The sequence below is a fragment of the Rubrivivax benzoatilyticus JA2 = ATCC BAA-35 genome (assembly GCF_000190375.1).
Classification (GTDB): domain Bacteria; phylum Pseudomonadota; class Gammaproteobacteria; order Burkholderiales; family Burkholderiaceae_C; genus Rubrivivax; species Rubrivivax benzoatilyticus.
The window spans coordinates 49,664-75,531 of record NZ_AEWG01000155.1; the positions used below are offsets into that span (position 1 = coordinate 49,664).

The window sequence follows — 25,868 nt, forward strand, 5'->3', positions numbered from 1 at the left end:
TGCGGGGCGACGCGGGAGCCGAAGGATACCGAGGCCTCGCCGGGCGAGACGCCGCTTCGGGTGGTGTTGGCTCAACAAATCCGCTAAAGCGTTCGCCGCGGCTCCAGATGCATCTGACCCCGACGATCGCGAAGTCAGGGTTCGATAGACAGACAGACAGGAGCTTTTCAGCAGTGGCGAACGATTTCCTCTTCACCTCCGAATCCGTCTCCGAAGGCCATCCCGACAAGGTGGCCGACCAGATCTCGGACGCGATCCTCGACGCGATCTTCAAGCAGGACCCGCGCAGCCGCGTGGCCGCCGAGACGCTGACCAACACCGGCCTCGTGGTGCTGGCCGGCGAGATCACGACCAACGCGCACGTCGACTACATCCAGGTCGCGCGCGACACGATCAAGCGCATCGGCTACGACAACACCGACTACGGCATCGACTACAAGGGCTGTGCGGTGCTCGTCGCCTACGACAAGCAGAGCAACGACATCGCCCAGGGCGTGGACCACGCGTCCGACGACCACCTGAACACCGGCGCCGGCGACCAGGGCCTGATGTTCGGCTACGCCTGCGACGAGACGCCCGAGCTGATGCCGGCGCCGATCTACTACGCGCACCGCCTCGTCGAGCGCCAGGCCGAGCTGCGCAAGAACGGCAAGCTGCCCTTCCTGCGCCCCGACGCCAAGAGCCAGGTGACGATGCGCTACGTCGACGGCAAGCCGCACTCGATCGACACCGTCGTGCTGTCGACCCAGCACCACCCCGACCAGAGCGAGACCGCCACCAAGCTGAAGGCCAGCTTCTACGAGGCCGTCATCGAGGAGATCATCAAGCCGGTGCTGCCCAAGGAATGGCTGCAGGACACGCGCTACCTGGTCAACCCGACCGGCCGCTTCGTCATCGGCGGCCCGCAAGGCGACTGCGGCCTGACCGGCCGCAAGATCATCGTCGACACCTACGGCGGCGCCTGCCCGCACGGCGGTGGCGCGTTCTCGGGCAAGGACCCGTCCAAGGTCGACCGCTCGGCCGCCTACGCCGCGCGCTACGTCGCCAAGAACGTCGTCGCCGCCGGCCTGGCGCGCCAGTGCCAGGTGCAGGTCGCCTACGCGATCGGCGTCGCCAAGCCGATGAACATCACGGTCTACACCGAAGGCACCGGCGTCATCTCCGACGCCGAGATCGCCAAGCTGGTCGAGACCCACTTCGACCTGCGTCCGAAGGGCATCATCCAGATGCTCGACCTGCTGCGCCCGATCTACGAGAAGACCGCCGCCTACGGCCACTTCGGCCGCGAAGAGCCGGAATTCACGTGGGAGCGCACGGATAAGGCTGCGGCGCTTCGCGCAGCCGCCGGGCTGTAAGCCCCGCCGCGGCAAGAGGGGTCAGGCAAGAGGGGTCAGGTCTCACGAGACCTGACCCCAGCTTTTCGCGGACCTCCGCTGCACCCGACGCCGGCCTCGCGCCGGCGTTTTCGTTGGCGCAGGAAAAGCGGCGGCGCTGCCGGGCTGCACGCCCCGCCGCGGCAAGAGGGGTCAGGTCTCACAAGACCTGACCCCGGCCTTCCCGGCCTTCCCGACTCAGGCCACCCGCGGCCGGACCTTCGACGCTGCGAGCTTGGCGCGTTCGCGCGCCGTGTCGACGTCGTCGGCGTGCACCAGCGCCACGCCCATGCGGCGCTTGCTGAAGCTCTCGGGCTTGCCGAACAGGCGCAGATCGCTGCCCGGCACGGCCAGCGCGTCGGCGACGCCGTCGAAGACGATGCCGGCGGCGTCGACACCGCCGTAGACCACGGCGCTGGCGCCCGGGCTCTTCAGCGAGGCGTCGACCGGCAGGCCGAGGATGGCGCGCGCGTGCAGCTCGAACTCGTTCTGCCACTGCGTGGCCATCGTCACCATGCCGGTGTCGTGCGGCCGCGGGCTGACCTCGCTGAACCAGACCTGGTCGCCCTTGACGAAGAGCTCGACGCCGAACAGGCCCAGGCCGCCCAGGTCGTCGGTGATCTTCTTGGCGATGTCGCGCGAGGCGGCCAGCGCCGCCGGGCTCATCGGATGCGGCTGCCAGCTCTCGACGTAGTCGCCGCTGACCTGGACGTGGCCGATCGGGTCGCAGAAATGCGTCTGCGGCTGGCCGTCGGCGCCCAGCGCGCGCACGGTGAGCTGGGTGATCTCGTAGTCGAAATCGATGAAGCCTTCGACGATGATGCGGCCGCCGGCGACACGGCCGCCGGCCATCGCGTAGTCCCAGGCCTTCTTCACGCCGTCGGGGCCGTCGATCTTGCTCTGACCCTTGCCGCTGGAACTCATCACCGGCTTGACGACGCAGGGATAGCCGATGCCGCCGTCGATCGCGGCCTGCAGTTCTTCCAGCGAGTCGCAGAAGCGGTAGGGGCTGGTCGGCAGGCCCAGCGTCTCGGCGGCCAGGCGGCGGATGCCTTCGCGGTCCATCGTCAGCCGCGCGGCGCGCGCCGTCGGGATGCAGCGGATGCGGCCTTCGGCCTCCAGCTGCTCGAGCACCGGTGTCGCGATGGCCTCGATCTCGGGCACGACGAGCTGCGGCTTCTCGGCCTCGAGCAGCGCACGCAGCTGCTCCGGGTCGCTCATCGTGATCGTGCGCGCGTGGTGCGCGACCTGCTGGCCGGGCGCGTTCTCGTAGCGGTCGACGGCGATCGTCTCGACGCCCAGGCGCTGCAGCGCGATCAGCACCTCCTTGCCGAGTTCGCCGCTGCCCAGCAGCAGGACACGGGTGGCGGACGGGGACAGCGGCGTGCCGATGACGGTGCTCATGACGGATGGGGCGGAAGTCGGACGGAGGGCCCGGATTGTCGCCGCAGGCATGCCGCGGGCCGCTTGTCGCGCGACACAACGCGACCTTTGCCCGGCTTTTCCCGCTCAACGACTTCGCCGGACAGCCGAAAGTCAGGCATGGCCCACCTCGACGACCTCTTCGGCGCCCCGCTGCACGAGCACCGTGGCGACCGCCAGCACCGCTTCATGGAGTCGGCGGACATCAACATCGTCTTCCGCGAGCTGTTCCGCCCGCTGCAGGCCAACGTGCGCCGCGGCATGACCATCGAGGGCCAGCTGTACGGCATCGAGATGGACCCCTGCATCCCCGGCGAGCTGCTGGGCTCGACCTGGATCGCGCCGGTGGCCGGCACCGCGTCGGACCCGGAACGCCTGGCCGACAACGGCCTGCGCCGCGCGACGCTGGCCGAGCTGCTGGCCGAGCCGCGGCCCGAGGCGCTGTTCGTCTACGTCTGCGAACGCAAGATCAAGCGCCGCCCGGTGCTCTACGTCGAGCTGGCGTCCGAGGACGGCCAGTACGCCGCCGAGTACCCGATCCGCTCGGCGCGCGGCTGGCACCACCGCGAGCTGATCGAGGCGCCGTACCGCCGCCTGGGCCCGCTGGCGCTGGCCTGATCAGCGCCCGAAGCCGGCGATCACCGCCTGCGCGACCTCGGCGAAGCCGGCGCCGCGCTCGCCGCGCGTGATCCAGCGCGGCCAGGTGTGCAGCTGGGCGGCGAAACGCCGCAGGTTGGCGACGCCGACCGAACGCTCGAAGGCCCCGAACATCAGCTGGTCGTTGGTCGAGTCGCCGACGTAGACCCAGCGGTCGATCTCGCCGGCCAGCTCGCGGCCGTACAGCCGGCGCAGCATCCAGTGCGCCGCGCTCAGCTTGGTGTGCGTGCCGATCCAGCCGTTGACGTGGATCGAGCTGACGGTGGCGGTGAGGCCTTCGTCGCGCATCAGGCGCACGACGGTCTCGATCTGCGCCTCGTCCAGCCGGGCGAACTCGGAATGGTCGACGGCGATGTCGGTGACGCGGCCGTCGCTGTCGCGCGCCAGCGTCGCGCCCGGCACCTCGTGCAACACGCGCGCCGCGGCGGCGCGCAGGCGCTCGGCGTTGTGCACGCGTTCGGCCGCGGGCTGGGCGAACTCGACGCGGGCACCGTCGCCGTCGGGGATCAGCGCCGCGCCGCCGTTCTCGGCAACCATCGCGTCCAGCGGCCAGGCCCCCAGCAGCGGCAGGCACCAGCCCAGCGGCCGCCCGGTGATCGCGATCACCGGCACGCCGGCGGCACGCAGATCGGCCAGCGCGGCGGCGGCCGGCGCGTCGAGGCGGCCGTCGGCGGTCAGCGTGTCGTCGATGTCGGTGAAGACGCCGAGGCTGCCGTGAAGTGCGGCGGGAACGAGGTCGACGGCTTGACTCAAGATAATTGACAGCTCGGCTGGACGGTCGATCATGGGCAGGTCGAAACGTCGCGAGCGCGTCTCATGGCCCAGGATTCTGCCGCAAGCCCCCCGCCCCCCAAGCCTGCGCGACGCCCCCGTCGCCCGCGTGCCGTCGCCAGCGGCGACACCGCGCCGACGCTGTCGGCGCCGGCCATCGAGGCCAGCGTCGTGCAGCGCGCCGCCGAGCGCCACCAGACCGCGACCGCGATGGCACTGAAGGACGTGCTGGCCGCGCACGCCAACGGCGATGCCGGCCCCGATGGCGAGTGGCTGCGCCAGATGCAGGCGCTGATCGCCGGCGCCTCGCCCGACGAGGCCAAGGCGCTGCGCCGGCTGCTGTTCGCACGCGAGACCGTCGTCCCCGAGGGCGTCGACCCCGACCTCGAGCTGCGCCCCGGCTGGCGCGACGGCGGCTACCCGTACAAGAACCTGATGTCGCGGCGCAGCTACGAGCGCCAGAAGTACCGGCTGCAGGTCGAGCTGCTGAAGCTGCAGGCCTGGGTCAAGGAGACCGGCCAGCGTGTCGTCATCCTGTTCGAGGGCCGCGACGCCGCCGGCAAGGGCGGCACGATCAAACGTTTCATGGAGCACCTGAACCCGCGCGGCGCGCGGGTCGTCGCGCTGGAGAAGCCCAGCGACGTCGAACGCGGCCAGTGGTACTTCCAGCGCTACATCCAGCACCTGCCGACGCGCGGCGAGATCGTGCTCTTCGACCGCAGCTGGTACAACCGCGCCGGCGTCGAACGCGTGATGGGCTTCTGCTCGGACAACGAGTACGACGAGTTCATGCGCCAGGCGCCGGAGTTCGAGCGCCATCTCGTGCGCAGCGGCGTGCACCTGTTCAAGTTCTGGTTCTCGGTCAGCCGCGACGAGCAGCGCCGCCGCTTCAAGGAGCGCCGCGCCCACCCGCTCAAGCAGTGGAAGCTGTCGCCGATCGACGTCGCCTCGCTGGACAAGTGGGACGACTACACCCGCGCCAAGGAGTCGATGTTCCTGCACACCGACACCTCGGACGCGCCGTGGATCGTCATCAAGTCGGATTGCAAGAAGCGCGCGCGCCTGAACGCGATGCGCTACCTGCTGCACCGCCTGCCGTACTCGAACAAGGACCTGCACACGCTTGGCACGGTCGACACGCTGCTCGTCGGGCGCGCGGCGATCGCCAGCTTCCGCGCGGACGAATTCACGCCGGCCGCCGACGCCTGACCCCGGCCGCGGGCCGGCGCCGTTTCGCGCGCGGCCGGCCCGTGGCTACAATCGCGCACCGTTTCCGAGGAGCGTTGCAACCTCACCCGCTTGAGGCCAGGCTCGGAAATCTCACCCCCATTGCAACTGCGCTCACCCGCTCGACTGACGTCGTGGGTGGTGGGCGATGCGCTTGAACCTCCCCTGACGCCTGCCGCGCGGGTTCCAACCGAACTGGAGCCCCGTGATGAACGCCGTCCTGAAAGCACAGCACCACCCCGATTACGCGATCGCCGACCTGTCGCTCGCCGCCTGGGGCCGCAAGGAACTCAACATCGCCGAGTGCGAGATGCCCGCGCTGATGGCCATCCGCAGCGAGTACGCCGAGAGCCAGCCGCTCAAGGGCGCGCGCATCACCGGCAGCCTGCACATGACCATCCAGACCGCGGTGCTCGTCGAGACGCTGCAGGCGCTGGGCGCGCAGGTGCGCTGGGCCTCGTGCAACATCTTCTCGACCCAGGACCACGCCGCCGCGGCGCTGGTCGAGCGCGGCACGCCGGTCTTCGCCTACAAGGGCGAGAACCTGACCGACTACTGGGACTACACCCACCGCATCTTCGAGTTCGGCCCCGCCGGCACGCCGGGCGAAGGCCCGAACATGATCCTCGACGACGGCGGCGACGCGACGCTGCTGATGCACCTGGGCAAGCGCGCCGAGAAGGACCTGTCGGTGCTGGACAAGCCGACGAGCGAGGAAGAGACCTGCCTGTTCGCCGCGATCAAGGCCAAGCTCGCCGTCGACCCGACCTGGTACAGCCGCAAGAGCGCCGAGATCATCGGCGTGACCGAAGAGACGACGACCGGCGTGCACCGCCTGAACGAGATGTCGGCCAAGGGCACGCTGCTGTTCCGCGCGATCAACGTCAACGACTCGGTCACGAAGAGCAAGTTCGACAACCTCTACGGCTGCCGCGAGTCGCTGGTCGACGGCATCAAGCGCGCCACCGACGTGATGGTCGCCGGCAAGATCGCCGTCGTCGCCGGCTACGGTGACGTCGGCAAGGGCAGCGCGCAGGCGCTGCGCGCGCTGTCGGCCCAGGTCTGGGTCACCGAGATCGACCCGATCAACGCGCTGCAGGCGGCGATGGAAGGCTATCGCGTCGTGACGATGGACTGGGCCGCCGACAAGGCCGACATCTTCGTCACCGCCACCGGCAACAAGAGCGTCATCACCTTCGACCACATGGCGAAGATGAAGCACAACGCGATCGTCTGCAACATCGGCCACTTCGACAACGAGATCGACGTCGCGTCGCTCGAAGCCAAGTGCCAGTGGGAGGAGATCAAGCCGCAGGTCGACCACGTCATCTTCCCGGACGGCAAGCGCATCATCATGCTGGCCAAGGGCCGCCTGGTGAACCTGGGCTGCGCCACCGGCCACCCGAGCTACGTGATGAGCTCGTCGTTCGCGAACCAGACGATCGCCCAGATCGAGCTGTTCACGCACAGCGACTACTACGAGGTCGGCAAGGTCTACGTGCTGCCCAAGCACCTCGACGAGAAGGTCGCGCGCCTGCAGCTGAAGACGCTCAACGCCGAGCTGACCGAGCTGACCGAAGAGCAGGCGGCCTACATCGGCGTGCCCAAGCAAGGGCCCTACAAGCCGGATACGTACCGGTACTGAGCCCCCGCAGCGCCTTCGGCGCTCCCCCGCGGCCCGGCAGAGCCGGGTCGCGGCGCTTGCTTGATGGGCCGCTGTTCCGCCAAGAGGCGGACACGGCCCGCTTCTCTCATGCCCGCCCGCGAGTTCGCCCATGAGCACCACGCCCGTCAGCTTCGAGTTCTTCCCGCCGAACACGCCGGTCGGCGCGGACAAGCTGCGCACCGTCGTCCAGGATCTGGCGGCGGTGAACCCCGAGTTCTTCAGCGTCACCTACGGCGCCGGCGGCACGACGCGCGAGCGCACGCTGGACACCGTCAAGGCCATCGCCGCGATGGGCCACGAGGCCGCGCCGCACCTGTCCTGCGTCGGCAGCACCGAAGCCAACATCGCCGAGATCCTGGCCACCTACCGCGAGCAGGGCATCCGCCGCATCGTCGCGCTGCGCGGCGACCTGCCCAGCGGCACCGCGACCGCGGGCGAGTTCCGCTATGCCAGCGAGCTCGTCGAGTTCATCCGCCGCACCCAGGGCGACGACTGGTTCATCGAGGTCGCCGCCTACCCCGAATACCACCCGCAGCAGCGTTACGCGCGCCGCGACCTCGAGCACTTCGCGAACAAGGTCGGCGCCGGCGCCAACTCGGCGATCACGCAGTTCTTCTTCAACCCCGACGCCTACTTCCACTTCGTCGACGAGGTGCACAAGCTGGGCGTGCGTGTGCCCATCGTCCCGGGGATCATGCCGATCCACAACTACGCGCGCATCGCCCAGTTCGCCGCGCGCGACGGCATCGAGATCCCGCGCTGGGTGGCGCTGAAGATGGAAGGCTTCATGGACGACACCGCGTCGGTGCGCGCCTTCGGCATCGAGGTCGTCACGCGGCTGTGCGAACGGCTCATCGCCGGCGGTGCTCCGGCGCTGCATTTCTATACGCTGAACCAGTCCTCGCTTTCGCTGGAGATCTGCCGCAGACTCGGCTTGGCTCAAGACGCCTGACGTCGGTCAAGAGCAACACAAGAGCCGGCGGAACTGGTGTTTGCCCCTAGGGCTTTGCGCCAGCTCAAAGTTGACGTTTGCGCAGGCGCGCCAAATTGATCCAGGCCATGTGGCCAGATCAAAAGCTGAGGAGTTTCTCCATGTTCAAGCGCACCGCGCTCGCCCTCGTCGCCCTGTCGGCCGGTCTGGCCGCCCCGCTGGCCCAGGCCCAGGCCGACGACTCCGGCTCCTGGATCGTCCGCGGCCGCGCGCTGTACCTGGATCCGGCCAACAAGGGCACGGACCTGGACCTCAACGCCAACTCGAAGACGTTCCCGGAAGTGGACATCACCTACTTCTGGACGCCGAACCTGGCCACCGAGCTGATCCTGACCTACCCGCAGAAGCACGACGTGAAGGCCGGCAGCGCCAAGATCGGCACGCTGAAGCACCTGCCGCCGACGCTGACGCTGCAGTACCACTTCACCGGCCTGAACGGCTTCCGCCCGTACGTCGGCGCCGGCATCAACTACACCCGCTTCTCGAGCGTCGACCTCGACGTTCCCGGCGCGAAGATCGACAAGAACAGCTTCGGCGCGGCGCTGAACGTCGGCGTCGACGTTCCGCTGGGCGACGGCTGGCTGTTCAACGTCGACGTGAAGAAGGTCCAGATCCGCACCGACGTCTCGATCGGCGGCACCGACCACGGCACCTTCAAGGTCGACCCGCTGCTCGTCGGCATCGGCATCGGCAAGCGCTTCTGATGCCCCCCGCGAGCCCGGCCATGCCGGGCCGCGTGTCCAACGTCCTAGCGTTTCCAGGAGGCCGCCCGCGAGGCGGCCTCCGCGTTTGCAGCCCCCAGCGCCGACAGCAGGAAGTCCAGCCCGCTGCGGTCGCCGGTCAGGTCCACCGGGGTCAAGGTCGCGCCCAGCACCGGGTAGGCGCCGCAAGCCTCGCCGCTGGTGCAGAGGCTGCCGTCGTTGTCGTAGTCGCTGCCGGCGACGATCGCCACCGAAGACGAGCGCACGCCGTCGACGCGGTAGCGGTAGACGCCGCCGCTGGCGCGCACCAGGCCTCGCCGCACCACCTCCCGGGTCGCGGTGTCGTATACCAGCACGTAGATCGGGCCGATGTCGACGCCTGTCGTGGCGGCCAGCTTCTGCACGGCCAGCGTGACGCTCAGCGTGCGGCGGCTGGTCTGCACCGTGACCGTCGGCGTGTAGACGCCTGCGGCCAGGGCGTTGCGGTCCACCGTGACGCGGTAGCGGCCCAGGCCGGCCGCGTCCACCGCGACGGCGGCGACCGTCACCGCGACGCTGTCGGCCGCGACGCCGGTGACGGTCTCGTCGGTGGCGGCCGTGGCACGCACGACGAAGTCCAGGCCTGTGGTGGTGGTGCCGAAGTCCAGCGCCGACGGCTGCGTCTCCAGGACGCCCTGCGCCCCGGGCACGGCACCGCCGTTCTTCAGCGCCAGCGCTGCCCGCACCGCCTTGGCCGCGTTGACGATGCCCCAGCCGTAGGCGGTGTCGCGGCCGGCCGCCCCCTGATCGTCGCTCAGCTGCCCGGACTGCAGCAGCGCGTCCACCTCGTCGACCGTCAGCGCCGGGTGGACCCAGCGCATCAGCGCCAGCACGCCGGCGACGTGCGGCGTCGCCATCGAGGTGCCCTGGAAGGCGCCGTAGGTCGGCACGCGCACGCCGCCGGCATCGAAGCCGGCCAGCGTGCTGTAGACGCCGTCGGGCAGGCCGCTGCCGGTGGTCGCGACGCGCATGTCGCCGCCGGGCGCGGCCAGCGCCACCTCGGCCCCGCCGTTGGCGTAGTAGGCCAGGCCGCGCTGCGCGTCGGTGGCCGTGACCGCGAGCACGCCGGCGCAGTTGGCGGGGTAGTTCACCGCCGCCACCCGCCCGGCGTCGCGCGCCGAGTCGTTGCCGGCCGCCGCGACGACCAGCGTGCCCTGGGCCCGCACCTGGCCGAGCAGCGCGACGGTGGCGGCGTCGCAGGCAATGCCGGCGCCGCCCAGGCTGAGATTGGCGACGTCGGCGCGCCGCTCGGGCAACCGGCCCGAGTCGTTGGCCAGCCGCGCCGCGTAGCGCAGGCCCTGCAGGACGTCGTAGAACGTGCCCTCGCCACCCCGGCCGAGCACACGCAGCGGCATCACCAGCGCCATCGGCGCAACCCCGGCGACACCGTCGCCGTTGAAGCTGGCCGCGGCCACGGTGCCGGCAACGTGGGTGCCGTGGAACGACGGCTGCGACGCGGCGCTGCGCAGGTCGTCCGGGTCGGCATCGAGGCCGCCGCCGTCACCCGCCGAGGCCGGGTCCTGGATGAAGTCGTAGCCGGTGGTGATCTGGCCGGCGAAGTCGGGATGCTCGGCGACGATGCCGGTGTCCAGCACCGCGACGATCGGCCGCTGCGTCGGCTGCGGCTCGATGGCGACCAGCGTGTCCATCGCCGACGGCAGCGCGATCTGCTCGTAGTGCCAGCGCTGCAGCGAATAGCGCGGGTCGTCCGGCGGGAAACGGCCGACCAGCGCCGTGGCGCGCAGCGGGCGGTTGACGGTGACGTGATCGAAGGCCCCGCTCGCCGCCAGGCGCTTGGCGTACTGCAGCGTCTCGACCTGCAGCCGCGAGTCGGTGGACAGGCGGTCCATCCAGGCCGGGCGGCGCGCCTCACGCCAGGCCGCCTCGTCGGCGCCGGCCAGCGCGAGCAGGCCGCGGCGGCGGGTCTTCTCGTCGGCGGCCAGGGCCATCAGGCCGACCCGCCCGGGCGCCACGCCGCCTTCCAGCAGCGCCAGCCCGTGGGTCCGGGACAGCGCACCGGCGGCGTGCACGCGCGCGCTGCCGGCGTCCAGGCCGACGACGAGCTGCCCCGGCACGAGCGGCCCGGCACCGCCGGTGACCGTCGAGTTGAAGCACGCGCCGGAAGCCCCCGCCGCCGCGATGCGCAGGTTGTAGAGCGAACCGCCGGCGTAGGCGTCGACGAGCGCGACGTACTCGCCGGCCGCGCTGATGCGCACGCACTCGGACAGCGACACGCCGTTGGACACGCCGACCAGCAGGTACGAGTCGCCGTTGCGGCGGAAGACGTACAGGTCGAGGTCGTTGGTGGCGGAGTCGGCGGTGAAGTCCAGCTGCAGCGTCTGCCCGGCGGCCAGCGTCACGCGGAAGAAGTCGCCCGGATCGCCGCCGGCGCGGCTGGCGCCGGCGGGCCCGGCGCCGGCCAGGTTGACGGTGCCCATCACCTGGCTGGTGGCGGCGATCGGCTGCGCGCTGTCGGCGTCGTCGTTGGCAACGCGGCGCTGGTTCGGGTCGTTGGTGTCGCCGTCGACGACGAGGTTGGACGACACCGACAGCGTGCCCTCCACCGCGTTCCCGCCGCCGCCGCCGCCACCACCGCCGCAGGCGGACAGGACCGCCAGCACGACAGCCGCCAGGGCGGCAGACAGCGGGTGCAGCGCACGGTGGCGACCCAGTTGGCTCATCGTGGACTCCTGCGACGCCCGGAAGACGTCTTCGTGGACGGGCCACCCGGCGCGGCGGGCGGCCGCACGGCGCTCAGATGTCGGGATGCTGCCAGTGCACGCCGTCCTCGGTGAGGACGACGTCCAGCGGCACGTCGTGCGGCTCGGCCTCGAGCCAGGGCACGAAGCCGTGGGCATAGGCGACGCCGACGGTCAGCGGCCGCGGCTGCAGCGTCGCCAGCGTGCGGTCGTAGAAACCGCCGCCGTAGCCCAGGCGCACGCCACCCGGGCCGAAACCGACGCAGGGCACGAGCAGCAGGCCGGGCTCGAACTGCTCGGTGTCCTTGGGCTTGGGGATGCCGTAGGCGTCCTCTTCCATCGGGCAGCCCGGATACCAGACATGGAAACGCAGCTGCTTGGTCTCGCGGTCCATCACCGGCAGGCCGATGCGGCGGTCGGGCTCGGCCTCGCTCCAGCAGTACAGCGCCGGCAGCGCGTCGAACTCGCCCTTGATCGGCCAGTAGGCGCCGATGGTGTTCTCGACGCGGCCGATGAGCCACACGCGCAGCACCTCCTGCAGATGCACCGAGCGCTGGTGGCGGTCGACCAGCGACTGCCGTTCGGCCTGGAGCTGGCGCCTCAGCGTCTTCTTGTCGCGGGAGGGCTGCAGCGGCAGCGGGAACGGCAGGTTCATGACCTCCGATTGTGAGGCCTGGCGCCCGGCCAGCCTAGACGGGCGCGAGGCGTCCGGAGCCGTTCTCCGAGCGCTGAGGCGCGGCTTTCGGCGCCGAATCAGGCGGCGTGCGCCGCGCCCCAGGGCGCGTGCCAGCGACCCGGACGCGCCAGACGGCGCGCCGGCGTCTTGCACGGTGCCTCGAGCAGTTCGACCTGCGCCGAGGGCCAGCCTTCGATGACCCACTCGCTGCCGGAGGGCAGTTCATGGCGCTGGCCGGCGTCCAGCCAGATGTCAGCCTCGTAGGGGCCGGCGCCGCTGCGCGTCAACCAGACGCGGCCTTCGGAGACCACCAGCCAGCGCGGCTGGTTCGCCGCCGGCACGCGCATCGCCATGGCCGGGCCGACGGCCCACTCCCACGGTGCGTTTTGATGCGGATTGCTCATGGCGGCTTGCGACATCGCGGGCTCCAGGCTTTGACTTCCTGGCCTCTATTTTCGGCAGCCCTAGGCCCGGGGTCCAATCGAAAATCTGCGCCGCATTGATAATCAAAGCGCATGAATCGCCCACGCCAACGCCCACTGTCGATCGGCCCGCTGCGCGCCTTCGAGGCGGTCGCCCGCCGGCTCGGTTTTCGCGCCGCGGCCGACGAACTGCACCTGTCACAGCCGGCGATCAGCCGTCAGATCCGCTCGCTGGAGGACGAGATCGGCGTGCCGCTGCTGCTGCGCGGCACGCGCCACGTCGAGCTGACCAGCGCCGGCGAGGCCTTGCTGCGCACCGTCGCGCCGCTGCTCGACCGCCTGGACGCCACCGTGCACCAGATCCGCGTCGCCCAGGGCCGGCGCCAGGTGAACCTGACGACCTGGCCGTCGTTCGCGTCGATGTGGCTGCTGCCGCGGCTGCAGCAGTTCCAGCGCGAGCACCCGGGCATCGACATCCGGGTCTCGGCCACCGACGCCATCGTCGAGCTCGACGACCCGGAGCTCGACCTCGCGCTGCGTTACTGCCACCCCGATGACGCGCCGCCGGGCTCGACGCCGATGTTCGGCGAGGTGCTGACGCCGGTGGCCAGCCCCGCGCTCGGCCCGCTCGCGCGCCCGGAGGACCTGGCGCCGATGACGCTGCTCGAGGAGGACTCGCAGCTGCCCAGCGTCGAGTACCTGAGCTGGCGCCACTGGCTCGCCGCCAAGGGCGTGCCCGACCTCGAGCCGCGCGGCTGGCTCTACCTGAACTACACCTACCAGCAGATCCAGGCCGCCACCGCCGGCCAGGGCGTGGCGCTGGCCCGGCTGGCGCTGGTGCGCGAGTCGCTGGAGCGCGGCGAGCTCGTCGAGCCCTTCGGTCCGGCCGGGCGGCTGCGCTCGCCGTTCGCCTACTGGCTGGTGCGCTGGCCGGCGCGGCGCGAGCGGCCCGAACTCGCCGCCTTCGAGGACTGGGTGCTCGAGCAGGCGCTCGCCACGCGGGCCGCGCTGGAGTCGGCCTGATCGCGCCGCGGGCCGACGGTTACTCACGATCCGCTAGATTCCGAGCCATGACCGCCCTGCATCGCATCATCCGCCGGGCCCCCGCGCGCACTGCCGCCGTCGCCGCGCTCGCGCTGGCTTTCGTGCTGCCGGCTGCCCGCGCGCAGACCGGCGACGACCTGATCCTCGACGCCCGCGCCGCGGCGCAGAAGGGCGACCGCGCCCGGCTGTCGGCGCTGCGCACCGCAGCGCTGTTCGCGTCGCACCCGCTGGCGCCCTGGGTCGACTACTGGGACCTGTCGGGCCGGCTGCGCGAAGCCGACGCCACCGAGGTCGAGGCCTTCTACCGCCGCTGGAGCGGCCAGTACGTCGAGGACCGGCTGCGCAACGACTGGCTGCTCGAACTCGGCAAGCGCCGCGACTGGGCGAACTTCGCCCGCGACGTGCCGCGCTTTCGCATGAACGACGACCGCGAGGTCACCTGCTACACGCGGCTGATCGAGCACCAGTCCGGGCGCGACGTGCGCCAGGCCGCGCTGGAAGCCTGGTACGCCCAGCGCGAGGCCGACGACGGCTGCACGCTGCTGGCGCAATCGATGTTCGCCGCCGGCCGCTTCAACGTCGACGACGTCTGGCAGCAGGCCCGCCTGGCCTTCGAGCTCGAGCGCCAGAACTCGGCACGCGGGCAGCGCTCGCTGCGCGCCGCGGTGGCCCTGCTCGGCCCGGAGACCACGAAGGCGGTCGACGACGCGGTGGCCAACCCGGCGCGCACGCTGGCGCGCACCGACACCGCGCCGGCGGTGGCGCTGCTGGCGCTGCTGAAGCTGGCGTCCAACGACCCGCCGGCCGCCGCCGCGCAGCTCGCCGCCGGCGGCTGGGAGCAGCGCCTGGGCCGGCGTGACGCCGCCTTCGCCTGGGCCTTCACCGGCAAGTGGACGGCGGTGCTGCAGCAGCCGCAGGCGCTGGACCACTACCGCCGCGCCTGGACGCTGGCCGGCGCCTCGGCCCCCGGCTGGAGCGACGACACGCTGGCCTGGGGCGCACGCGCGGCGCTGCGTGCCGGCGACGCGCCCGACCGCTGGCCGCTGCTGGCACGCGCGATCGACGCCATGAGCCCGGCCGAACGCGCCAACGCGGCCTGGGTCTACTGGCGCTCGCGCGCGATGGCCGCCAGCGCCGCGGCCGGCGCCGCCGGCGAGGCCGACCGCACGGCGGCGCGTGCGATGCTGCAGTCGATCGCCGGCCAGATGCACTTCTACGGCCAGCTCGCCGCCGAGGATCTGGGGCTGCCGTTCGTGCTGCCGCCCCCGCCGCGCACGCTGCAGCCGGCCGAACGCGAGGCGGCGCGCCTCAACCCCGGCTTCGCACGCGCGCTGCAGCTGATCGACCTGGGCCTGCGCAGCGAAGGCCAGCGCGAGTGGAACTTCTCGCTGCGCGGCCTGGCCGAGCGCGACCTGCTCGCCGCCGCGCAGATGGCCTGCGAGCGCGAGGTCTGGGACCGCTGCATCTTCACCAGCGACCGCAGCAAGGCCGAGATCGACATCGCCCAGCGCTTCCCGACGCCGCACCGCACCGCGCTGACGCAGACCGCGCGCCGCGTCGGCCTGGACCCGGCCTACGCCTTCGGGTTGATCCGCCAGGAGTCGCGCTTCATCACCGTCGCCCAGTCGAGCGTCGGCGCCAGCGGGCTGATGCAGGTGATGCCGGCCACGGCACGCATCGTCGCGCGCCGCATCGGCCTGGACTACAAGCCGGCGATGCTCACCGACCCGGACACCAACCTGCTGCTGGGCACGAGCTACCTGAAGATGGTGCTGGACGACTTCGCCGGCTCGCAGCCGCTGGCCACCGCCGGCTACAACGCCGGCCCGAACCGGCCGCGGCGCTGGCGCGACGCGCCGGCCGTCGAGCCCGCCGCCTGGGTCGAGGCGATCCCGATCGGCGAGACGCGCGACTACGTGAAGAAGGTGCTGTCCAACGCCGTCTACTATTCCGCCGTGCTGGGCGGCACCCCGCCGTCGCTGAAGGCCCGGCTGGGCGGCCCGATCGGCCCACCCGCCCCGAATGCCCCTCCCGTCGATCGTGACCTCCCCTGAACCATGAAGAACGTTCTCGTCCTCGGTGGTACCGGTTTCGTCGGCCGTTCGCTCGTCGAACGGCTGGTCGAGCGCAACGGCGGCGGCGGCGGCCGCGTCATCGTGCCGACGCGCCGCCTCTCGCACGGCGTCGTGCTGCGCTCGCTGCCCACCGTCGAGCTCGTCGAGGCCAACGTGCACGACGAGCGCACGCTGGCACGCCTGGTCGCCCAGGCCGACGCGGTCATCAACCTGATCGCCATCCTGCACGGCAGCCGCGAGCAGTTCCAGCGCGTGCACGTCGAGCTGCCGCGGCGCATCGCGCATGCCTGTGCCGCCGCCGGCGGCCGGCGTGTGCTGCATGTCAGCGCGCTGGGTGTCGGCGCCGGCGGGCCGTCGAACTACCTGCGCAGCAAGACCGAGGGCGAAGCCGCGCTGCAGTCGCCCGGCGTCGCGCTGACCATCGTGCGGCCGTCGCTGATCTTCGGCACCGAGGACCGTGTGCTCAACGTCTTCGCCGAGCTGCAGGCGATGGCGCCGTTCGTGCCGCTGCCCGGCGGCGGCGCGAAGATGCAGCCGGTGTGGATCGAGGACGTCACGACGGCCATCGTGCGCTGCCTGGACGACAAGGCGACGATCGGCCAGGTCTACGAGCTGGCCGGCCCGAAGGTCTACACGCTGTCGGAGATCGTGCGCCTGGCCGGGCGCTGGTCGGGCCACGAACGGCCGCAGTTCCCGCTGCCCGACGCCGTCGGCCGGCTGCAGGCGCTGCTGATGGAGATGATGCCGGGCACGCCGCTGATGTCGCGCGACAACCTCGACTCGATGCGCGTGGCCAACGTCGCCAGCGGCAAGCTGCCGGGCCTGGAGGCGCTGGGCATCACGCCGACGGCGATGGAAGCGATCGCACCGGCCTACCTGGGCCGCGCCTTCGGGCGTGCACGCTACGACCGCTGGCGCGGGCACGCGCGCCGCGGCTGAACGTCCTGAACGAAAGAACGCCCGAGATGAGCCTGCAACTGGTGATCGGCAACAAGAACTACTCGTCGTGGTCGATGCGGCCCTGGGTGCTGATGCGCCAGCTCGGCATCGTCTTCGACGAACGCAAGCTGCGCTTCGACTTCGCCGAGGGCTCGGACTTCCGCCGCCAGGTCGCCGCGGTCAGCCCGGCCGGGCTGGTGCCGGTGCTGCTGGACGACGGTTTCGCCGTCTGGGACACGCTGGCGATCACCGAGTACCTCGCCGAACGGTTCCCGCAGGCCGGCGTCTGGCCGGCCGACGCCCGGCAGCGCGCTCGCGCGCGCAGCCTGTGCGCCGAGATGCACGGCGGCTTCGGCGCGCTGCGCCGGCATTGCGCGATGAACATCGAGGCCGCGCTGCCCGACGTCGGCGAGCGCCTGTGGGCCGAGCAGCCGGCGCTGCAGCGCGACGTTGCGCGGCTCGAGGCGATGTGGGCCGAGGCGCTGGACGCCAGCGGCGGCCCCTTCCTGTTCGGCGAGTTCGGCGCCGCCGACGCGTTCTACGCGCCGGTCTGCACGCGGCTCGTGAGCTACGCGCTGCCGGTGTCCGACGCCACGCGCGCCTACGTGCGGCGGGTGCTCGCCGCGCCGGGTGTCGCCGCCTGGATCGCCGACGCGCTGGCCGAAGCCGATTTCATCGCCGACGAGGAACCGTACCGCAGCAGCCGATGAGCGGACGTTTCTACGTCGTCGGCGGCGCGGTGCGCGACGCGCTGCTGGGCCTGCCGGCGAGCGACCGCGACTGGGTCGTGGTCGGCAGCACGCCGCAGGAGCTGGTCGCCGCGGGCTTTCGCCCCGTCGGGCGCGACTTCCCGGTCTTCCTGCACCCCGAGACCGGCGAGGAGGTCGCGCTGGCGCGCACCGAGCGCAAGTCGGCGCCGGGCTATCGCGGCTTCACGATCCACGCCGACCCGTCGGTCACGCTGGAAGACGACCTGCTGCGCCGCGACCTGACGATCAACGCGATCGCGCGCGCCGAGGACGGCACGCTGGTCGACCCGCACGGCGGCCAGCGCGACCTGCAGGCGCGCATCTTCCGCCACGTCTCCGACGCCTTCGTCGAGGACCCGGTGCGCCTGCTGCGCCTGGCGCGGCTGGCGGCGCGTTTCACCGACTTCACGGTCGCGCCGGAGACCGAGGCGCTGCTCGAACGCCTGGTCGCCGACGGCGAGGTCGACGCGCTGGTGCCCGAGCGGGTCTGGCAGGAGCTGTCGCGCGGGCTGATGGAGGCCCGGCCCAGCCGCATGTTCGAGATCCTGCGCCGCTGCGGCGCGCTGGCGCGGCTGCTGCCCGAACTCGACCGGCTCTGGGGCGTGCCGCAGCCGCCGGAGCACCACCCGGAAGTCGACTGTGGCGTGCACACGATGCTGGTGCTGGACATGGCCGCCCGGCTGCAGGCGCCGCTGACGGTGCGCTGGGCCTGCCTGATGCACGACCTGGGCAAGGGCACGACGCCGGCCGACGTGCTGCCGCGCCACCTGGGCCACGAAGGCCGCAGCGCCACGCTGGCGCGGGCGGTGGCCGATCGCTGGCGTGTGCCCAACCCCTGCCGCGAGCTGGCCGACCTGGTCGCGCGCGAGCACGGCAACCTCCACCGCAGCAACGAGTTCGGCGCCGCCGCCATCGTGCGCCTGCTCGAACGCTGCGACGCCTTCCGCCGCCCGGAACGTTTTGCCGAGGCGCTGTGGGCCTGCGAATGCGACGCCCGCGGCCGCAGCGGGCTCGAGGACCGGCCCTATCCGCAGCGTGAACGCCTGACGGCGCTGCTGGAGGCCGCACGCGGTGTCGACACCGCGGCCGTGGCGGCGGCCGCCGCGGCCCGCGGCGCCAAGGGGCCGCAGATCGCCGCCGCGATCCAGCTCGCCCGAGCCGACGCCGTCGGCGCGGCGCTGTAACGGCTCGGCCGCCCCGGTCAGACCAGCAGCGAGATCAGCCCGACGAGCACGCTCAGCACCGCCGACGAGGCCAGCGGGAAGTACCAGTCGCGGCCGCCGACGCGCACGCGGAAGTCGCCCGGCAGCCGGCCCAGGCCGATGCGCCGCAGCAGCTGCTGCAGCCCGTTGAACAGCAGGAAGGCGACGAGGAAGACCAGCAGCCAGCGCATCGCGGCTACAGCGTGTGCGTGCGGTCGCCGGCGGCGAACCCGACGGGAGCGAAATCCGGCAGCCCCCTTGCAAAGCCGATCACCTTGAACAGCTCGCCCATCTCGTGCTCGGTGACGAGCTTCTGCGCGTGGGCGATCGTGCGCGCGTCGGCACCTTCGAGCAGCTCGAACAGCCCGCAGTTGGCGAGGAACCGCGCCTGCGAGGTGTAGCCGATCACGTCCAGCCCGGCGTCCTGGCCGGCCAGCGCGACCGCCGTGAAATCGACGTGCGCGGTGATGTCCTTCTCGCCGACCTCGACCAGCGGGTCGGTGTCGGCGCGGTGCGCGCGGTGGCACATCAGCGTGCCGCCGCGGCGCTGCGGGTGGTAGTACTCGCGCTCGGGGAAGCCGTAGTCGGCGAAGAAGGCCGCGCCGCGCACCAGCCGCGTGGCCAGCGTCGCGACGAAGGCCGAAGCCTGCGCCGGCAGCTCGATCGTGGTGCCGGGCAGGAAGCCGGTCTCGACCGGCGGCCGGAGTTCGGTCGGCCGGTCGGCCCAGGCGAAGCGGCCACCGTCGTCGACGACGCCGCGTTCGAACCAGCGTCCGCCGTCCCAGTGCAGCAACTGCACCGGCATCGCGTCGAGCACCTCGTTGCCGACGACGACACCTTCGATCGCCTCGGGCAGCGTGTCGTGCCACTGCACACGCGGCGCGAACGGCGCCAGGCGTTCGGCCTGGCGCGCGCGCAGCGTGCCCGACAGGTCGACGACGTGGTAACACGTGTCGGGTGGCAGCGCGGCGAGCAGCTGCGACGCGAAGGCGCCGCTGCCGGCACCGAACTCCCAGACCTCGTGCGCGCCGGCGGCGGCCAGCGCTTGCGCGACCTGGCGCGCGAACGCGGCGCCGAACAGCGGCGACAGCTCCGGCGCCGTGACGAAATCGCTGCCCGAGGCCGGCATCGTGCCGAACACCGGGGCGCCCCCGGGTGTAGTAGCCCAGGCCCGGCTCGTACAGTGCCGCAGCCATGAAGCGGTCGAACGGCCACCAGCCACCGTCCGCACGCAGGCGCGCGGCGATGCGCGCCGATAAACTGTCGGGTTCGCCTGTGGTCACGCGGGCATTGTAGGAAGCATGGGAACAGCTCACGTCGGAGCCCACGTCGGCGGCGCAGGCGCGCCCGACGGCAGCCGCCCGGTCGCCCTCGTCACCGGCGCCGCGCGCCGCATCGGCCGCGCCATCGCGCTCGAACTCGCCGCCCACGGCTGGGACGTGGCGCTGCACCACCGCGCCTCGGCTGCCGACGCCGAGGCCGCGGTGCGCGCGCTGGCCTCGGTCGGCGCACGCGGCCAGGTGTTCGCCGCCGACCTCGCCGTCGAGGCCGAGTGCGAAGCGCTGCTGCCGGCCGTGCAGGCCGCTTTCGGCCGCGTCGACGCCGTCGTCAACAACGCCTCGCTGTTCGAGTACGACACGACCGAGGACTTCGGCTACGCGGCGATGGAGCGCGCCTGGCGCGCCAACGTCGCGCCGGCCGTCGTGCTGGCGCGCGCGCTGGCACGCGCCGGCGGCGGCTGCGCCGTCAACCTGCTCGACCAGAAGCTCTGGAACCCCAACCCCGACCACCTCTCGTACACGCTGTCCAAGGCCGCGCTGCGCGAGGCGACGACGCTGCTCGCCCAGGCGCTGGCGCCGGCGGTGCGCGTCTGCGGCGTCGCACCCGGCGTCACGCTGCCTTCGGGCGACATGGACCAGGCCGAGTTCGCCGCCGCCCACCAGATGACGCCGCTCGGGCGCTCATCCACCGCCGCCGACGTCGCGCGCGCGGTGCGTTTCGTTCTCGAATCGCCGGCCATCACCGGCACCACGATCCTCGTCGACGGGGGCCAGCATCTGCAGGCCCAGGCGCGCGACGTGCTGTTCATCGCCCGCCAAGGCTGACCCCTCATCATGCAGAGCCTCCCCTTCTCCGCCACGCTGCGCGACTGCCGGCGCCTGTTCCTGCGCGACCACGAGATCCACGTCAACATCGGCGTGCACGACTTCGAGAAGCAGGGCGAGCAGCGCATCGTCATCAACGTCGACCTCTGGGTGCCGCTGGCGCTGTCGACGCCGAGCGAGGACCGCCTCGACGAAGTGCTGGACTACGACTTCATCCGCAGCACCGTCGCCGAACGTGTCGCGCGCGGCCACATCCACCTGCAGGAGACGCTGGCCGACGACCTGCTGCGCTCGCTGATGGCCCACCCGATGGTGCGCGCGGCGCGCGTCTCCACCGAGAAGCCCGACGTCTACCCCGACTGCGCGGCGGTCGGCGTCGAGGTCTTCGGCTGCAAGGAATGAACACGATGGACACCGTCATCACCACCGACGCCGCGGCGGCGAAGAAGGCCGCCTTCGAAGCCAACAAGCTGTCCAAGCGCCTGCACCGCCTCGTCGGCCAGGCGATCGGCGACTTCAACATGATCGAGGCCGGCGACCGCGTGATGGTCTGCATGTCCGGCGGCAAGGACAGCCACGCGCTGCTGGACATCCTGCTGTCGATGCGCGAGCGCGCGCCGATCGACTTCGAGATCGTCGCCGTCAACCTCGACCAGAAGCAGCCCGGCTTCCCGGCCGAGGTGCTGCCGACCTACCTGAAGAGCCGCGGCGTCGAGTTCCGCATCGAGGAGCAGGACACCTACTCGATCGTCAAGCGCCTGGTGCCCGAGGGCCAGACGATGTGCAGCCTGTGCTCGCGGCTGCGCCGCGGCGTGCTGTACCGCGTCGCCAGCGAGATCGGCGCGACCAAGATCGCGCTCGGCCATCACCGCGACGACATGGTCGTCACGCTGCTGATGAACATGTTCTTCGGCAGCCGCATGAAGGGCATGCCGCCGAAGCTGGTCAGCGACGACGGCCGCCACGTCGTCATCCGGCCGCTGGCCTACGTCGCCGAGACCGACCTGGAGCGCTGGGCCGAACACCGGGCGTTCCCGATCATCCCGTGCTCGCTGTGCGGCAATCAGGAGAACCTGCAGCGCGTGCAGATCAAGAAGATGATCCGCGAGTGGGAACGCCAGTACCCGGGGCGGATCGACAACATGTTCACCGCGATGGGCAACATCGTCCCGTCGCACATGATGGACCGCAAGCTCTATCCTTTCGAGACGCTGCGCGCCACCGGGGTGGCCGACGCGGACGGCGACAAGGCCTTCGACGAGGAGCCCTGCGCGCCGCCGCCGCCGGCACCGGGCGCGCTGCGCATCGCACCGGACTCCGAGGACACGCCATGAAGACCTGGATCGGCGCCGCGGCCGTTGCCGCCGCGGCCCTGCTCGCCGGCTGTGCGGGCCTGAACAGCGTCACCGCCGACGTCTCGAGCTACGGCTCCTGGCCCGCCGAGCGGGCGCCCGGCACCTACGCCTTCGACCGCCTGCCGTCGCAGCAGGCGCGCGCCGCCGAGACCGAGCGCCTGGAACTGGCCGCCCGCCCGGCGCTGGAGCAGGCCGGCTTCACGCCGGCCGCCGCCGGTCAGGCGCCCGACGTGCTGGTGCAAGTCGGTGCCCGCGTCACCCGCGCCGAGCAGATCATCTGGGACGACCCGCTGTGGTGGCGCGGCGGCTGGGGCTACTGGCGCAACTCGCCGTGGTACGGCCCCGGGCCGTTCTGGGGCCCCGGGTACATGGACCGCGTGACGCGCTACGAAGGCGAGGTCGCGGTGCTGCTGCGCGACCGCGCCAGCGGCCAGCCGCTGTTCGAGGCGCGCGCCAGCCTGGACAGCCATCGCGGCCTCGATGACCCGACGCTGGCGGCGATGTTCTCCGCCGCGCTGATGGACTTCCCGAAGACCGGCGTCAACCCGCGCCGCGTCGTCGTGCCGCTGGCGCCCGACGCACGCTGAAGCCGGCTCAGCCCGAGCGCGTGAAATCGCGCTCGGGCCTGAGCCTGGCACGCGAGGCCTTCCGGCCTTGCGTGTCCCGGCTCAGGGCTGGACTGCCAGCGTGCCGGTGGCCGCGGCGGCCAGCGAGCGCAGGTCGCGCTCCCAGCCCGACAGCTTTTCGCGCGCCCGCTCGCGCTGCACCGGCGTCGTCGTGTTGTGCACACGCGCGGCGAAACCGCAGTTGTAGAGCTCCAGCCGGGCCTGCTGCTCGCGATAGGCCGCATCGGCCGAACGTTCGCCGCGCGAAGCCAGCGTGCGCAGCGCCGGCAGCGCGGTGTCGGCGTCGGCACGGTCGGCGACCAGCCGGCGCAGCGTCTGCACGATCTCGCGCTGGCGCCGGTCGCGCTCGGCGATCCAGGCCTCGGGGTCCCACGGCGACGCGGCCACGGCCTCGGCGACGACGCGCCGCTGCGCCGCGTCCAGGCGGCCGTAGAAGTCCTCGAAGCGGCCGACAGCGCGTTCGACCGCGGCCTCGCGCCGTGCCACCGGGTCGGCCTGCAGGTACTCCTCGCGCATCTCGTCCAGCCGCTTGGCATAGCGCTGCTCCAGGTGGCGCAGCTGCGGCTCGCGCAAGCCGGCCAGCAGCGGCGCGCCTTCCAGCAGCGCACGGTCCAGCGCCGGCATCGCCGCCTCGCGCAGCCGCCCGGTCCAGCGGCAGACGGCCTCGGGCGTGGTCGGCTGCATCACCGTCTGGCGCGCCTCGGCGAGCAGCGCGGCGTACTCCGGCAGTTCGTTGGCGCGGTGCCAGTCGAACCAGCGCGCGATCGCCGCCTTGGCCGCCGGCGCCTGGCGCGAGTCGAGGTCCAGGTAGCCGTCGAGCCACCACCACACGAGCCGGGGGCCGTTGTCGTAGCCCAGACGCAGCGTGCTGCAGCCGGCGAGCACCAGGGCGGCCGCGATAATCGCCGCTTTCAACAAGGACCGTCTCATGGCATTGAACGTCGTCGTGATGGCCGCGGGCAAAGGCACGCGGATGAAGTCGGCGCGGGCGAAGGTGCTGCACCGGCTCGGCGGTCGCAGCCTATTGCAGCATGTCCTCGATGCCGCCGCTCCGCTGGGGGCCTTGCGCACCGTCGTCGTCACCGGCCACGGCGCCGGGCAGGTCGAGGCCGCCGCGGCGGCCAGCGGCGCGGTCTTCGTGCGCCAGGAGCCGCAGCTCGGCACCGGCCACGCGGTGCAGCAGACGGTGCCGGCACTGGACGAAGCCGCCGGCACGACGCTGATCCTCAACGGCGACGTGCCGCTGATCCGCCCCGAGACCGCCGCCGCGCTGGCCGCGGCCTGCGGCGGCGAACGCCTGGCGCTGCTGACCGTCGAGCTCGCCGACCCCAGCGGCTACGGCCGCATCGTGCGTGACGCCGCGGGCGCGGTGACGGCGATCGTCGAGCACAAGGACGCGAGCGAGGCGCAGCGCACGATCCGCGAGGTCTACACCGGCATGATGGCCGCGCCGACGGCGCTGCTGAAGCGCTGGGTGATGGCGCTGAAGGACGACAACGCCCAGCGCGAGTACTACCTGACCGACATCGTCGGCATGGCGGTCGCCGAAGGCGTGGCCGTGGTCGCCGCGGCGGCGTCGGGCGAGACCGAGGTGCTGGGCGTCAACAGCCCGGCGCAGCTGGCCGACCTGGAACGCCGCCTGCAGCGCCAGCGCGCCGAGGCGCTGCTGGCCGCCGGCGTGCGCCTGGCCGACCCGGCGCGTTTCGACCAGCGCGGCACGCTGGACTGCGGCCAGGACGTCGAGATCGACGTCAACTGCGTCTTCGAAGGCCGCGTCGTGCTCGGCGACGGCGTCTCGATCGGCGCCAACTGCGTCATCCGCGACGCCGAGATCGGCGCCGGCGCGGTGCTGCATCCGTTCACCCACGTCGAAGGCGCCAAGGTGGGTGCCGGCGCGCTGGTCGGCCCGTTTGCGCGCCTGCGCCCGGGCGCCGCGCTCGGCCGCGAGGTGCACATCGGCAACTTCGTCGAGGTGAAGAACTCGACGCTGGCCGACGGCGCCAAGGCCAACCACCTGGCCTACCTCGGCGACGCCACGGTCGGCCCGCGCGTCAACTACGGCGCCGGCAGCATCACCGCCAACTACGACGGCGCGAACAAGCACCGCACGGTGATCGGCGCCGACGTGCACGTCGGCTCGAACTGCGTGCTCGTCGCTCCGGTGACGATCGGCGACGGCGCGACGATCGGCGCCGGCTCGACGATCGGCAAGGACGCACCGGCCGGCCAGCTCACCGTCGCACGCGCGCGCCAGGCCAGCCTGCCGGGCTGGCAGCGGCCGAAGAAGGTGCCGAAGGGCTGACGTGGAGACGTGAAGACGGAGAAGACCGGGGTCAAGAAGACCGGGGTCAGGTCCCGCAGGACCTGACCCCTTCGGCCGTGGACCTGCCGCAGAAAGACCGGGGTCAGGTCCCTCAGGACCTGACCCCTTCTTCTGAGCCCTTCAGCCGCCGCCGGTGCGTTCGGCCACCGCCGCGGCCAGGCACAGGTCGTCCCAGGCGCGCGCCTTGTCGGGCAGGTTGCGCAGCAGGTAGGCCGGGTGGTAGGTGACGACCAGCGGCACGCCCTGGTAGCGGTGCACGCGCCCACGCAGCTTGCCGATCGGCTCGCTGCTGCGCAGCAGCGCCTGCACCGCGAAACGCCCCATCGCGAGGATGATGCGCGGCTTGACCAGCTCGATCTGGCGCACCAGGAAAGGCTCGCAGCGCTGCAGTTCGTCGGGCGCCGGGTTGCGGTTGCGCGGCGGCCGGCACTTCAGCGTGTTGGCGATGTAGACACGCTGCGCCGGGTCCCCATCGGCCGCACGCGACAGCGCCAGCGCACGCAGCATCGCGTCGAGCAGCTGGCCGGCCGCGCCGACGAAGGGTTCGCCGCGCAGGTCCTCCTGCTCGCCGGGGGCCTCGCCGACGATCATCCAGTGCGCCTGCGGGTGGCCGACGCCGAACACGGTCTGCGTGCGGCTCTGCGCCAGCGCGCAGGCAGTGCAGCCGGCGACGGCTTCACGCAGCGGCTGCCAGTCCAGGCCCGAGACGGCCCCAGGTCCACCGGCGCGGCCGGCACCGGGGCGACTGCCGGCGCCGTGGCGCGCACGGCCGGAGCCGGGGCGGCAGACGGGGCTGCGGGGCGCAC

Annotated in this window: 24 protein-coding genes, 1 pseudogene and 1 riboswitch; of the genes and pseudogenes, 16 read left to right on the forward strand and 9 right to left on the reverse strand. The window is 72.0% G+C overall.

The features are described from left to right. The first annotated feature begins 173 nt into the window (after nt 1-173). The gene (gene metK, locus RBXJA2T_RS17485; protein ID WP_009858758.1) at nt 174-1,355 is read left to right on the forward strand and encodes a methionine adenosyltransferase; all 1,182 of its coding nucleotides are present in this window, start codon (nt 174-176) and stop codon (nt 1,353-1,355) included. A gap of 216 nt (nt 1,356-1,571) precedes the next feature. Here metK and purT read toward each other — a convergent pair whose 3' ends face one another. Continuing rightward, nucleotides 1,572-2,777, reverse strand: a complete 1,206-nt coding sequence (purT, locus tag RBXJA2T_RS17490; protein WP_009858759.1) for a formate-dependent phosphoribosylglycinamide formyltransferase — start codon at nt 2,775-2,777, stop codon at nt 1,572-1,574. Nucleotides 2,778-2,915: 138 nt separating this feature from the next. Between purT and RBXJA2T_RS17495 the strand changes: the two genes are divergently transcribed. Further along, nucleotides 2,916-3,413: a hypothetical protein gene (locus RBXJA2T_RS17495; RefSeq protein ID WP_009858760.1), complete on the forward strand. Its 498-nt coding sequence runs from the start codon at nt 2,916-2,918 to the stop codon at nt 3,411-3,413. On the opposite strand, the gene RBXJA2T_RS17500 is transcribed toward RBXJA2T_RS17495, so the two are convergent. Next, nucleotides 3,414-4,238, reverse strand: a complete 825-nt coding sequence (locus RBXJA2T_RS17500) for an HAD-IIB family hydrolase (RefSeq protein WP_029718609.1) — start codon at nt 4,236-4,238, stop codon at nt 3,414-3,416. 30 nt (nt 4,239-4,268) lie between these two features. On the opposite strand from RBXJA2T_RS17500, the gene ppk2 reads away from it, so the two are divergent. The 4 genes from ppk2 (at nt 4,269) to RBXJA2T_RS17520 (ending at nt 8,811) form a co-directional block, all read left to right on the forward strand. Next, on the forward strand, nt 4,269-5,432 hold the full coding sequence (gene ppk2, locus RBXJA2T_RS17505; protein WP_009858762.1) for a polyphosphate kinase 2: 1,164 nt from the start codon (nt 4,269-4,271) through the stop codon (nt 5,430-5,432). 60 nt (nt 5,433-5,492) lie between these two features. After that, nucleotides 5,493-5,573: riboswitch (S-adenosyl-L-homocysteine riboswitch) on the forward strand. Nucleotides 5,574-5,658: 85 nt separating this feature from the next. Next, entirely contained in the window at nt 5,659-7,095 is a 1,437-nt protein-coding gene (ahcY, locus tag RBXJA2T_RS17510) for an adenosylhomocysteinase (protein WP_009858763.1), read from the forward strand. A 130-nt stretch (nt 7,096-7,225) separates the two neighbouring features. After that, a complete protein-coding gene (gene metF, locus RBXJA2T_RS17515) occupies nt 7,226-8,068 on the forward strand; it encodes a methylenetetrahydrofolate reductase [NAD(P)H] (protein WP_009858764.1) in 843 nt (280 codons plus the stop codon). 140 nt (nt 8,069-8,208) lie between these two features. Then, the gene (locus RBXJA2T_RS17520) at nt 8,209-8,811 is read left to right on the forward strand and encodes an OmpW/AlkL family protein (protein ID WP_009858765.1); all 603 of its coding nucleotides are present in this window, start codon (nt 8,209-8,211) and stop codon (nt 8,809-8,811) included. 44 nt (nt 8,812-8,855) lie between these two features. Here the strand turns inward: RBXJA2T_RS17520 and RBXJA2T_RS17525 are convergent, their stop codons facing one another. The 3 genes from RBXJA2T_RS17525 to RBXJA2T_RS17535 form a co-directional block, all read right to left on the reverse strand. Then, nucleotides 8,856-11,528, reverse strand: a complete 2,673-nt coding sequence (locus RBXJA2T_RS17525) for a S8 family serine peptidase (RefSeq protein ID WP_009858766.1) — start codon at nt 11,526-11,528, stop codon at nt 8,856-8,858. A gap of 73 nt (nt 11,529-11,601) precedes the next feature. Continuing rightward, a complete protein-coding gene (locus tag RBXJA2T_RS17530) occupies nt 11,602-12,201 on the reverse strand; it encodes a 5-formyltetrahydrofolate cyclo-ligase (protein ID WP_009858767.1) in 600 nt (199 codons plus the stop codon). Nucleotides 12,202-12,299: 98 nt separating this feature from the next. Further along, a complete protein-coding gene (locus RBXJA2T_RS17535; protein WP_009858768.1) occupies nt 12,300-12,641 on the reverse strand; it encodes a DUF2917 domain-containing protein in 342 nt (113 codons plus the stop codon). A 96-nt stretch (nt 12,642-12,737) separates the two neighbouring features. Here RBXJA2T_RS17535 and RBXJA2T_RS17540 point away from each other — a divergent pair, with 96 nt between their 5' ends. Genes RBXJA2T_RS17540 through RBXJA2T_RS17560 form a run of 5 tightly spaced genes read left to right on the forward strand, consistent with a single transcriptional unit; the run spans nt 12,738 to nt 18,635 of the window. Further along, nucleotides 12,738-13,667, forward strand: a complete 930-nt coding sequence (locus RBXJA2T_RS17540) for a LysR substrate-binding domain-containing protein (RefSeq protein ID WP_009858769.1) — start codon at nt 12,738-12,740, stop codon at nt 13,665-13,667. A 47-nt stretch (nt 13,668-13,714) separates the two neighbouring features. Then, complete coding sequence (locus tag RBXJA2T_RS17545) at nt 13,715-15,742, forward strand: lytic transglycosylase domain-containing protein (protein WP_009858770.1); 2,028 nt, start codon at nt 13,715-13,717, stop codon at nt 15,740-15,742. A 3-nt stretch (nt 15,743-15,745) separates the two neighbouring features. Then, nucleotides 15,746-16,702, forward strand: a complete 957-nt coding sequence (locus RBXJA2T_RS17550; RefSeq protein WP_009858771.1) for a complex I NDUFA9 subunit family protein — start codon at nt 15,746-15,748, stop codon at nt 16,700-16,702. A 26-nt stretch (nt 16,703-16,728) separates the two neighbouring features. Continuing rightward, the gene (locus RBXJA2T_RS17555; RefSeq protein ID WP_009858772.1) at nt 16,729-17,412 is read left to right on the forward strand and encodes a glutathione S-transferase family protein; all 684 of its coding nucleotides are present in this window, start codon (nt 16,729-16,731) and stop codon (nt 17,410-17,412) included. Then, entirely contained in the window at nt 17,409-18,635 is a 1,227-nt protein-coding gene (locus tag RBXJA2T_RS17560; RefSeq protein WP_009858773.1) for a multifunctional CCA addition/repair protein, read from the forward strand. Before RBXJA2T_RS17555 ends, RBXJA2T_RS17560 begins: the two co-directional genes overlap by 4 nt. A gap of 17 nt (nt 18,636-18,652) precedes the next feature. Here the strand turns inward: RBXJA2T_RS17560 and RBXJA2T_RS17565 are convergent, their stop codons facing one another. Both RBXJA2T_RS17565 and RBXJA2T_RS17570 read right to left on the reverse strand, forming a co-directional pair. Continuing rightward, nucleotides 18,653-18,844, reverse strand: coding sequence for a DUF2905 domain-containing protein (locus RBXJA2T_RS17565; RefSeq protein ID WP_009858774.1), 192 nt, complete (start codon nt 18,842-18,844; stop codon nt 18,653-18,655). Nucleotides 18,845-18,849: 5 nt separating this feature from the next. Next, a pseudogene (locus RBXJA2T_RS17570) lies at nt 18,850-19,936 on the reverse strand (class I SAM-dependent methyltransferase). 18 nt (nt 19,937-19,954) lie between these two features. Between RBXJA2T_RS17570 and RBXJA2T_RS17575 the strand changes: the two are divergent. From RBXJA2T_RS17575 to RBXJA2T_RS17590, 4 genes are read left to right on the forward strand one after another with little or no spacing between them, the layout of a single operon-like run. Continuing rightward, the gene (locus tag RBXJA2T_RS17575) at nt 19,955-20,758 is read left to right on the forward strand and encodes an SDR family oxidoreductase (protein WP_009858776.1); all 804 of its coding nucleotides are present in this window, start codon (nt 19,955-19,957) and stop codon (nt 20,756-20,758) included. A 9-nt stretch (nt 20,759-20,767) separates the two neighbouring features. Continuing rightward, nucleotides 20,768-21,160: a dihydroneopterin aldolase gene (locus tag RBXJA2T_RS17580; RefSeq protein WP_009858777.1), complete on the forward strand. Its 393-nt coding sequence runs from the start codon at nt 20,768-20,770 to the stop codon at nt 21,158-21,160. Then, nucleotides 21,157-22,092 (forward strand): tRNA 2-thiocytidine(32) synthetase TtcA, encoded by a 936-nt coding sequence (gene ttcA, locus RBXJA2T_RS17585; RefSeq protein ID WP_029718607.1) that lies wholly within the window; start codon nt 21,157-21,159, stop codon nt 22,090-22,092. Before RBXJA2T_RS17580 ends, ttcA begins: the two co-directional genes overlap by 4 nt. Next, on the forward strand, nt 22,089-22,700 hold the full coding sequence (locus RBXJA2T_RS17590; RefSeq protein WP_009858779.1) for a DUF4136 domain-containing protein: 612 nt from the start codon (nt 22,089-22,091) through the stop codon (nt 22,698-22,700). Before ttcA ends, RBXJA2T_RS17590 begins: the two co-directional genes overlap by 4 nt. 81 nt (nt 22,701-22,781) lie before the next feature. On the opposite strand, the gene RBXJA2T_RS17595 is transcribed toward RBXJA2T_RS17590, so the two are convergent. Further along, a complete protein-coding gene (locus RBXJA2T_RS17595) occupies nt 22,782-23,654 on the reverse strand; it encodes a DUF6279 family lipoprotein (RefSeq protein WP_009858780.1) in 873 nt (290 codons plus the stop codon). Between the two features lie 13 nt (nt 23,655-23,667). Between RBXJA2T_RS17595 and glmU the strand changes: the two genes are divergently transcribed. Beyond that, nucleotides 23,668-25,041 (forward strand): bifunctional UDP-N-acetylglucosamine diphosphorylase/glucosamine-1-phosphate N-acetyltransferase GlmU, encoded by a 1,374-nt coding sequence (gene glmU, locus RBXJA2T_RS17600; RefSeq protein WP_029718606.1) that lies wholly within the window; start codon nt 23,668-23,670, stop codon nt 25,039-25,041. Between the two features lie 141 nt (nt 25,042-25,182). Here the strand turns inward: glmU and RBXJA2T_RS17605 are convergent. Further along, nucleotides 25,183-25,868 (reverse strand): uracil-DNA glycosylase (locus RBXJA2T_RS17605; protein ID WP_009858782.1); only part of this gene is annotated, 686 nt, incomplete at its 5' end.

What these genes read in the sequence shown, in the direction of transcription:
- purT (WP_009858759.1), bottom strand. Translation starts at nt 2,777, where the DNA reads ATGAGCACCGTCATCGGCACGCCGCTGTCCCCGTCCGCCACCCGTGTC.
- ttcA (WP_029718607.1), top strand. Translation starts at nt 21,157, where the DNA reads ATGAACACGATGGACACCGTCATCACCACCGACGCCGCGGCGGCGAAG.
- RBXJA2T_RS17555 (WP_009858772.1), top strand. Translation starts at nt 16,729, where the DNA reads ATGAGCCTGCAACTGGTGATCGGCAACAAGAACTACTCGTCGTGGTCG.
- RBXJA2T_RS17560 (WP_009858773.1), top strand. Translation starts at nt 17,409, where the DNA reads ATGAGCGGACGTTTCTACGTCGTCGGCGGCGCGGTGCGCGACGCGCTG.
- RBXJA2T_RS17500 (WP_029718609.1), bottom strand. Translation starts at nt 4,238, where the DNA reads ATGATCGACCGTCCAGCCGAGCTGTCAATTATCTTGAGTCAAGCCGTC.
- RBXJA2T_RS17575 (WP_009858776.1), top strand. Translation starts at nt 19,955, where the DNA reads ATGGGAACAGCTCACGTCGGAGCCCACGTCGGCGGCGCAGGCGCGCCC.
- RBXJA2T_RS17525 (WP_009858766.1), bottom strand. Translation starts at nt 11,528, where the DNA reads ATGAGCCAACTGGGTCGCCACCGTGCGCTGCACCCGCTGTCTGCCGCC.
- ahcY (WP_009858763.1), top strand. Translation starts at nt 5,659, where the DNA reads ATGAACGCCGTCCTGAAAGCACAGCACCACCCCGATTACGCGATCGCC.
- RBXJA2T_RS17540 (WP_009858769.1), top strand. Translation starts at nt 12,738, where the DNA reads ATGAATCGCCCACGCCAACGCCCACTGTCGATCGGCCCGCTGCGCGCC.
- RBXJA2T_RS17565 (WP_009858774.1), bottom strand. Translation starts at nt 18,844, where the DNA reads ATGCGCTGGCTGCTGGTCTTCCTCGTCGCCTTCCTGCTGTTCAACGGG.
- RBXJA2T_RS17550 (WP_009858771.1), top strand. Translation starts at nt 15,746, where the DNA reads ATGAAGAACGTTCTCGTCCTCGGTGGTACCGGTTTCGTCGGCCGTTCG.
- RBXJA2T_RS17530 (WP_009858767.1), bottom strand. Translation starts at nt 12,201, where the DNA reads ATGAACCTGCCGTTCCCGCTGCCGCTGCAGCCCTCCCGCGACAAGAAG.
- glmU (WP_029718606.1), top strand. Translation starts at nt 23,668, where the DNA reads ATGGCATTGAACGTCGTCGTGATGGCCGCGGGCAAAGGCACGCGGATG.
- RBXJA2T_RS17590 (WP_009858779.1), top strand. Translation starts at nt 22,089, where the DNA reads ATGAAGACCTGGATCGGCGCCGCGGCCGTTGCCGCCGCGGCCCTGCTC.
- RBXJA2T_RS17535 (WP_009858768.1), bottom strand. Translation starts at nt 12,641, where the DNA reads ATGTCGCAAGCCGCCATGAGCAATCCGCATCAAAACGCACCGTGGGAG.
- RBXJA2T_RS17580 (WP_009858777.1), top strand. Translation starts at nt 20,768, where the DNA reads ATGCAGAGCCTCCCCTTCTCCGCCACGCTGCGCGACTGCCGGCGCCTG.
- RBXJA2T_RS17495 (WP_009858760.1), top strand. Translation starts at nt 2,916, where the DNA reads ATGGCCCACCTCGACGACCTCTTCGGCGCCCCGCTGCACGAGCACCGT.
- ppk2 (WP_009858762.1), top strand. Translation starts at nt 4,269, where the DNA reads ATGGCCCAGGATTCTGCCGCAAGCCCCCCGCCCCCCAAGCCTGCGCGA.
- RBXJA2T_RS17520 (WP_009858765.1), top strand. Translation starts at nt 8,209, where the DNA reads ATGTTCAAGCGCACCGCGCTCGCCCTCGTCGCCCTGTCGGCCGGTCTG.
- metF (WP_009858764.1), top strand. Translation starts at nt 7,226, where the DNA reads ATGAGCACCACGCCCGTCAGCTTCGAGTTCTTCCCGCCGAACACGCCG.
- RBXJA2T_RS17545 (WP_009858770.1), top strand. Translation starts at nt 13,715, where the DNA reads ATGACCGCCCTGCATCGCATCATCCGCCGGGCCCCCGCGCGCACTGCC.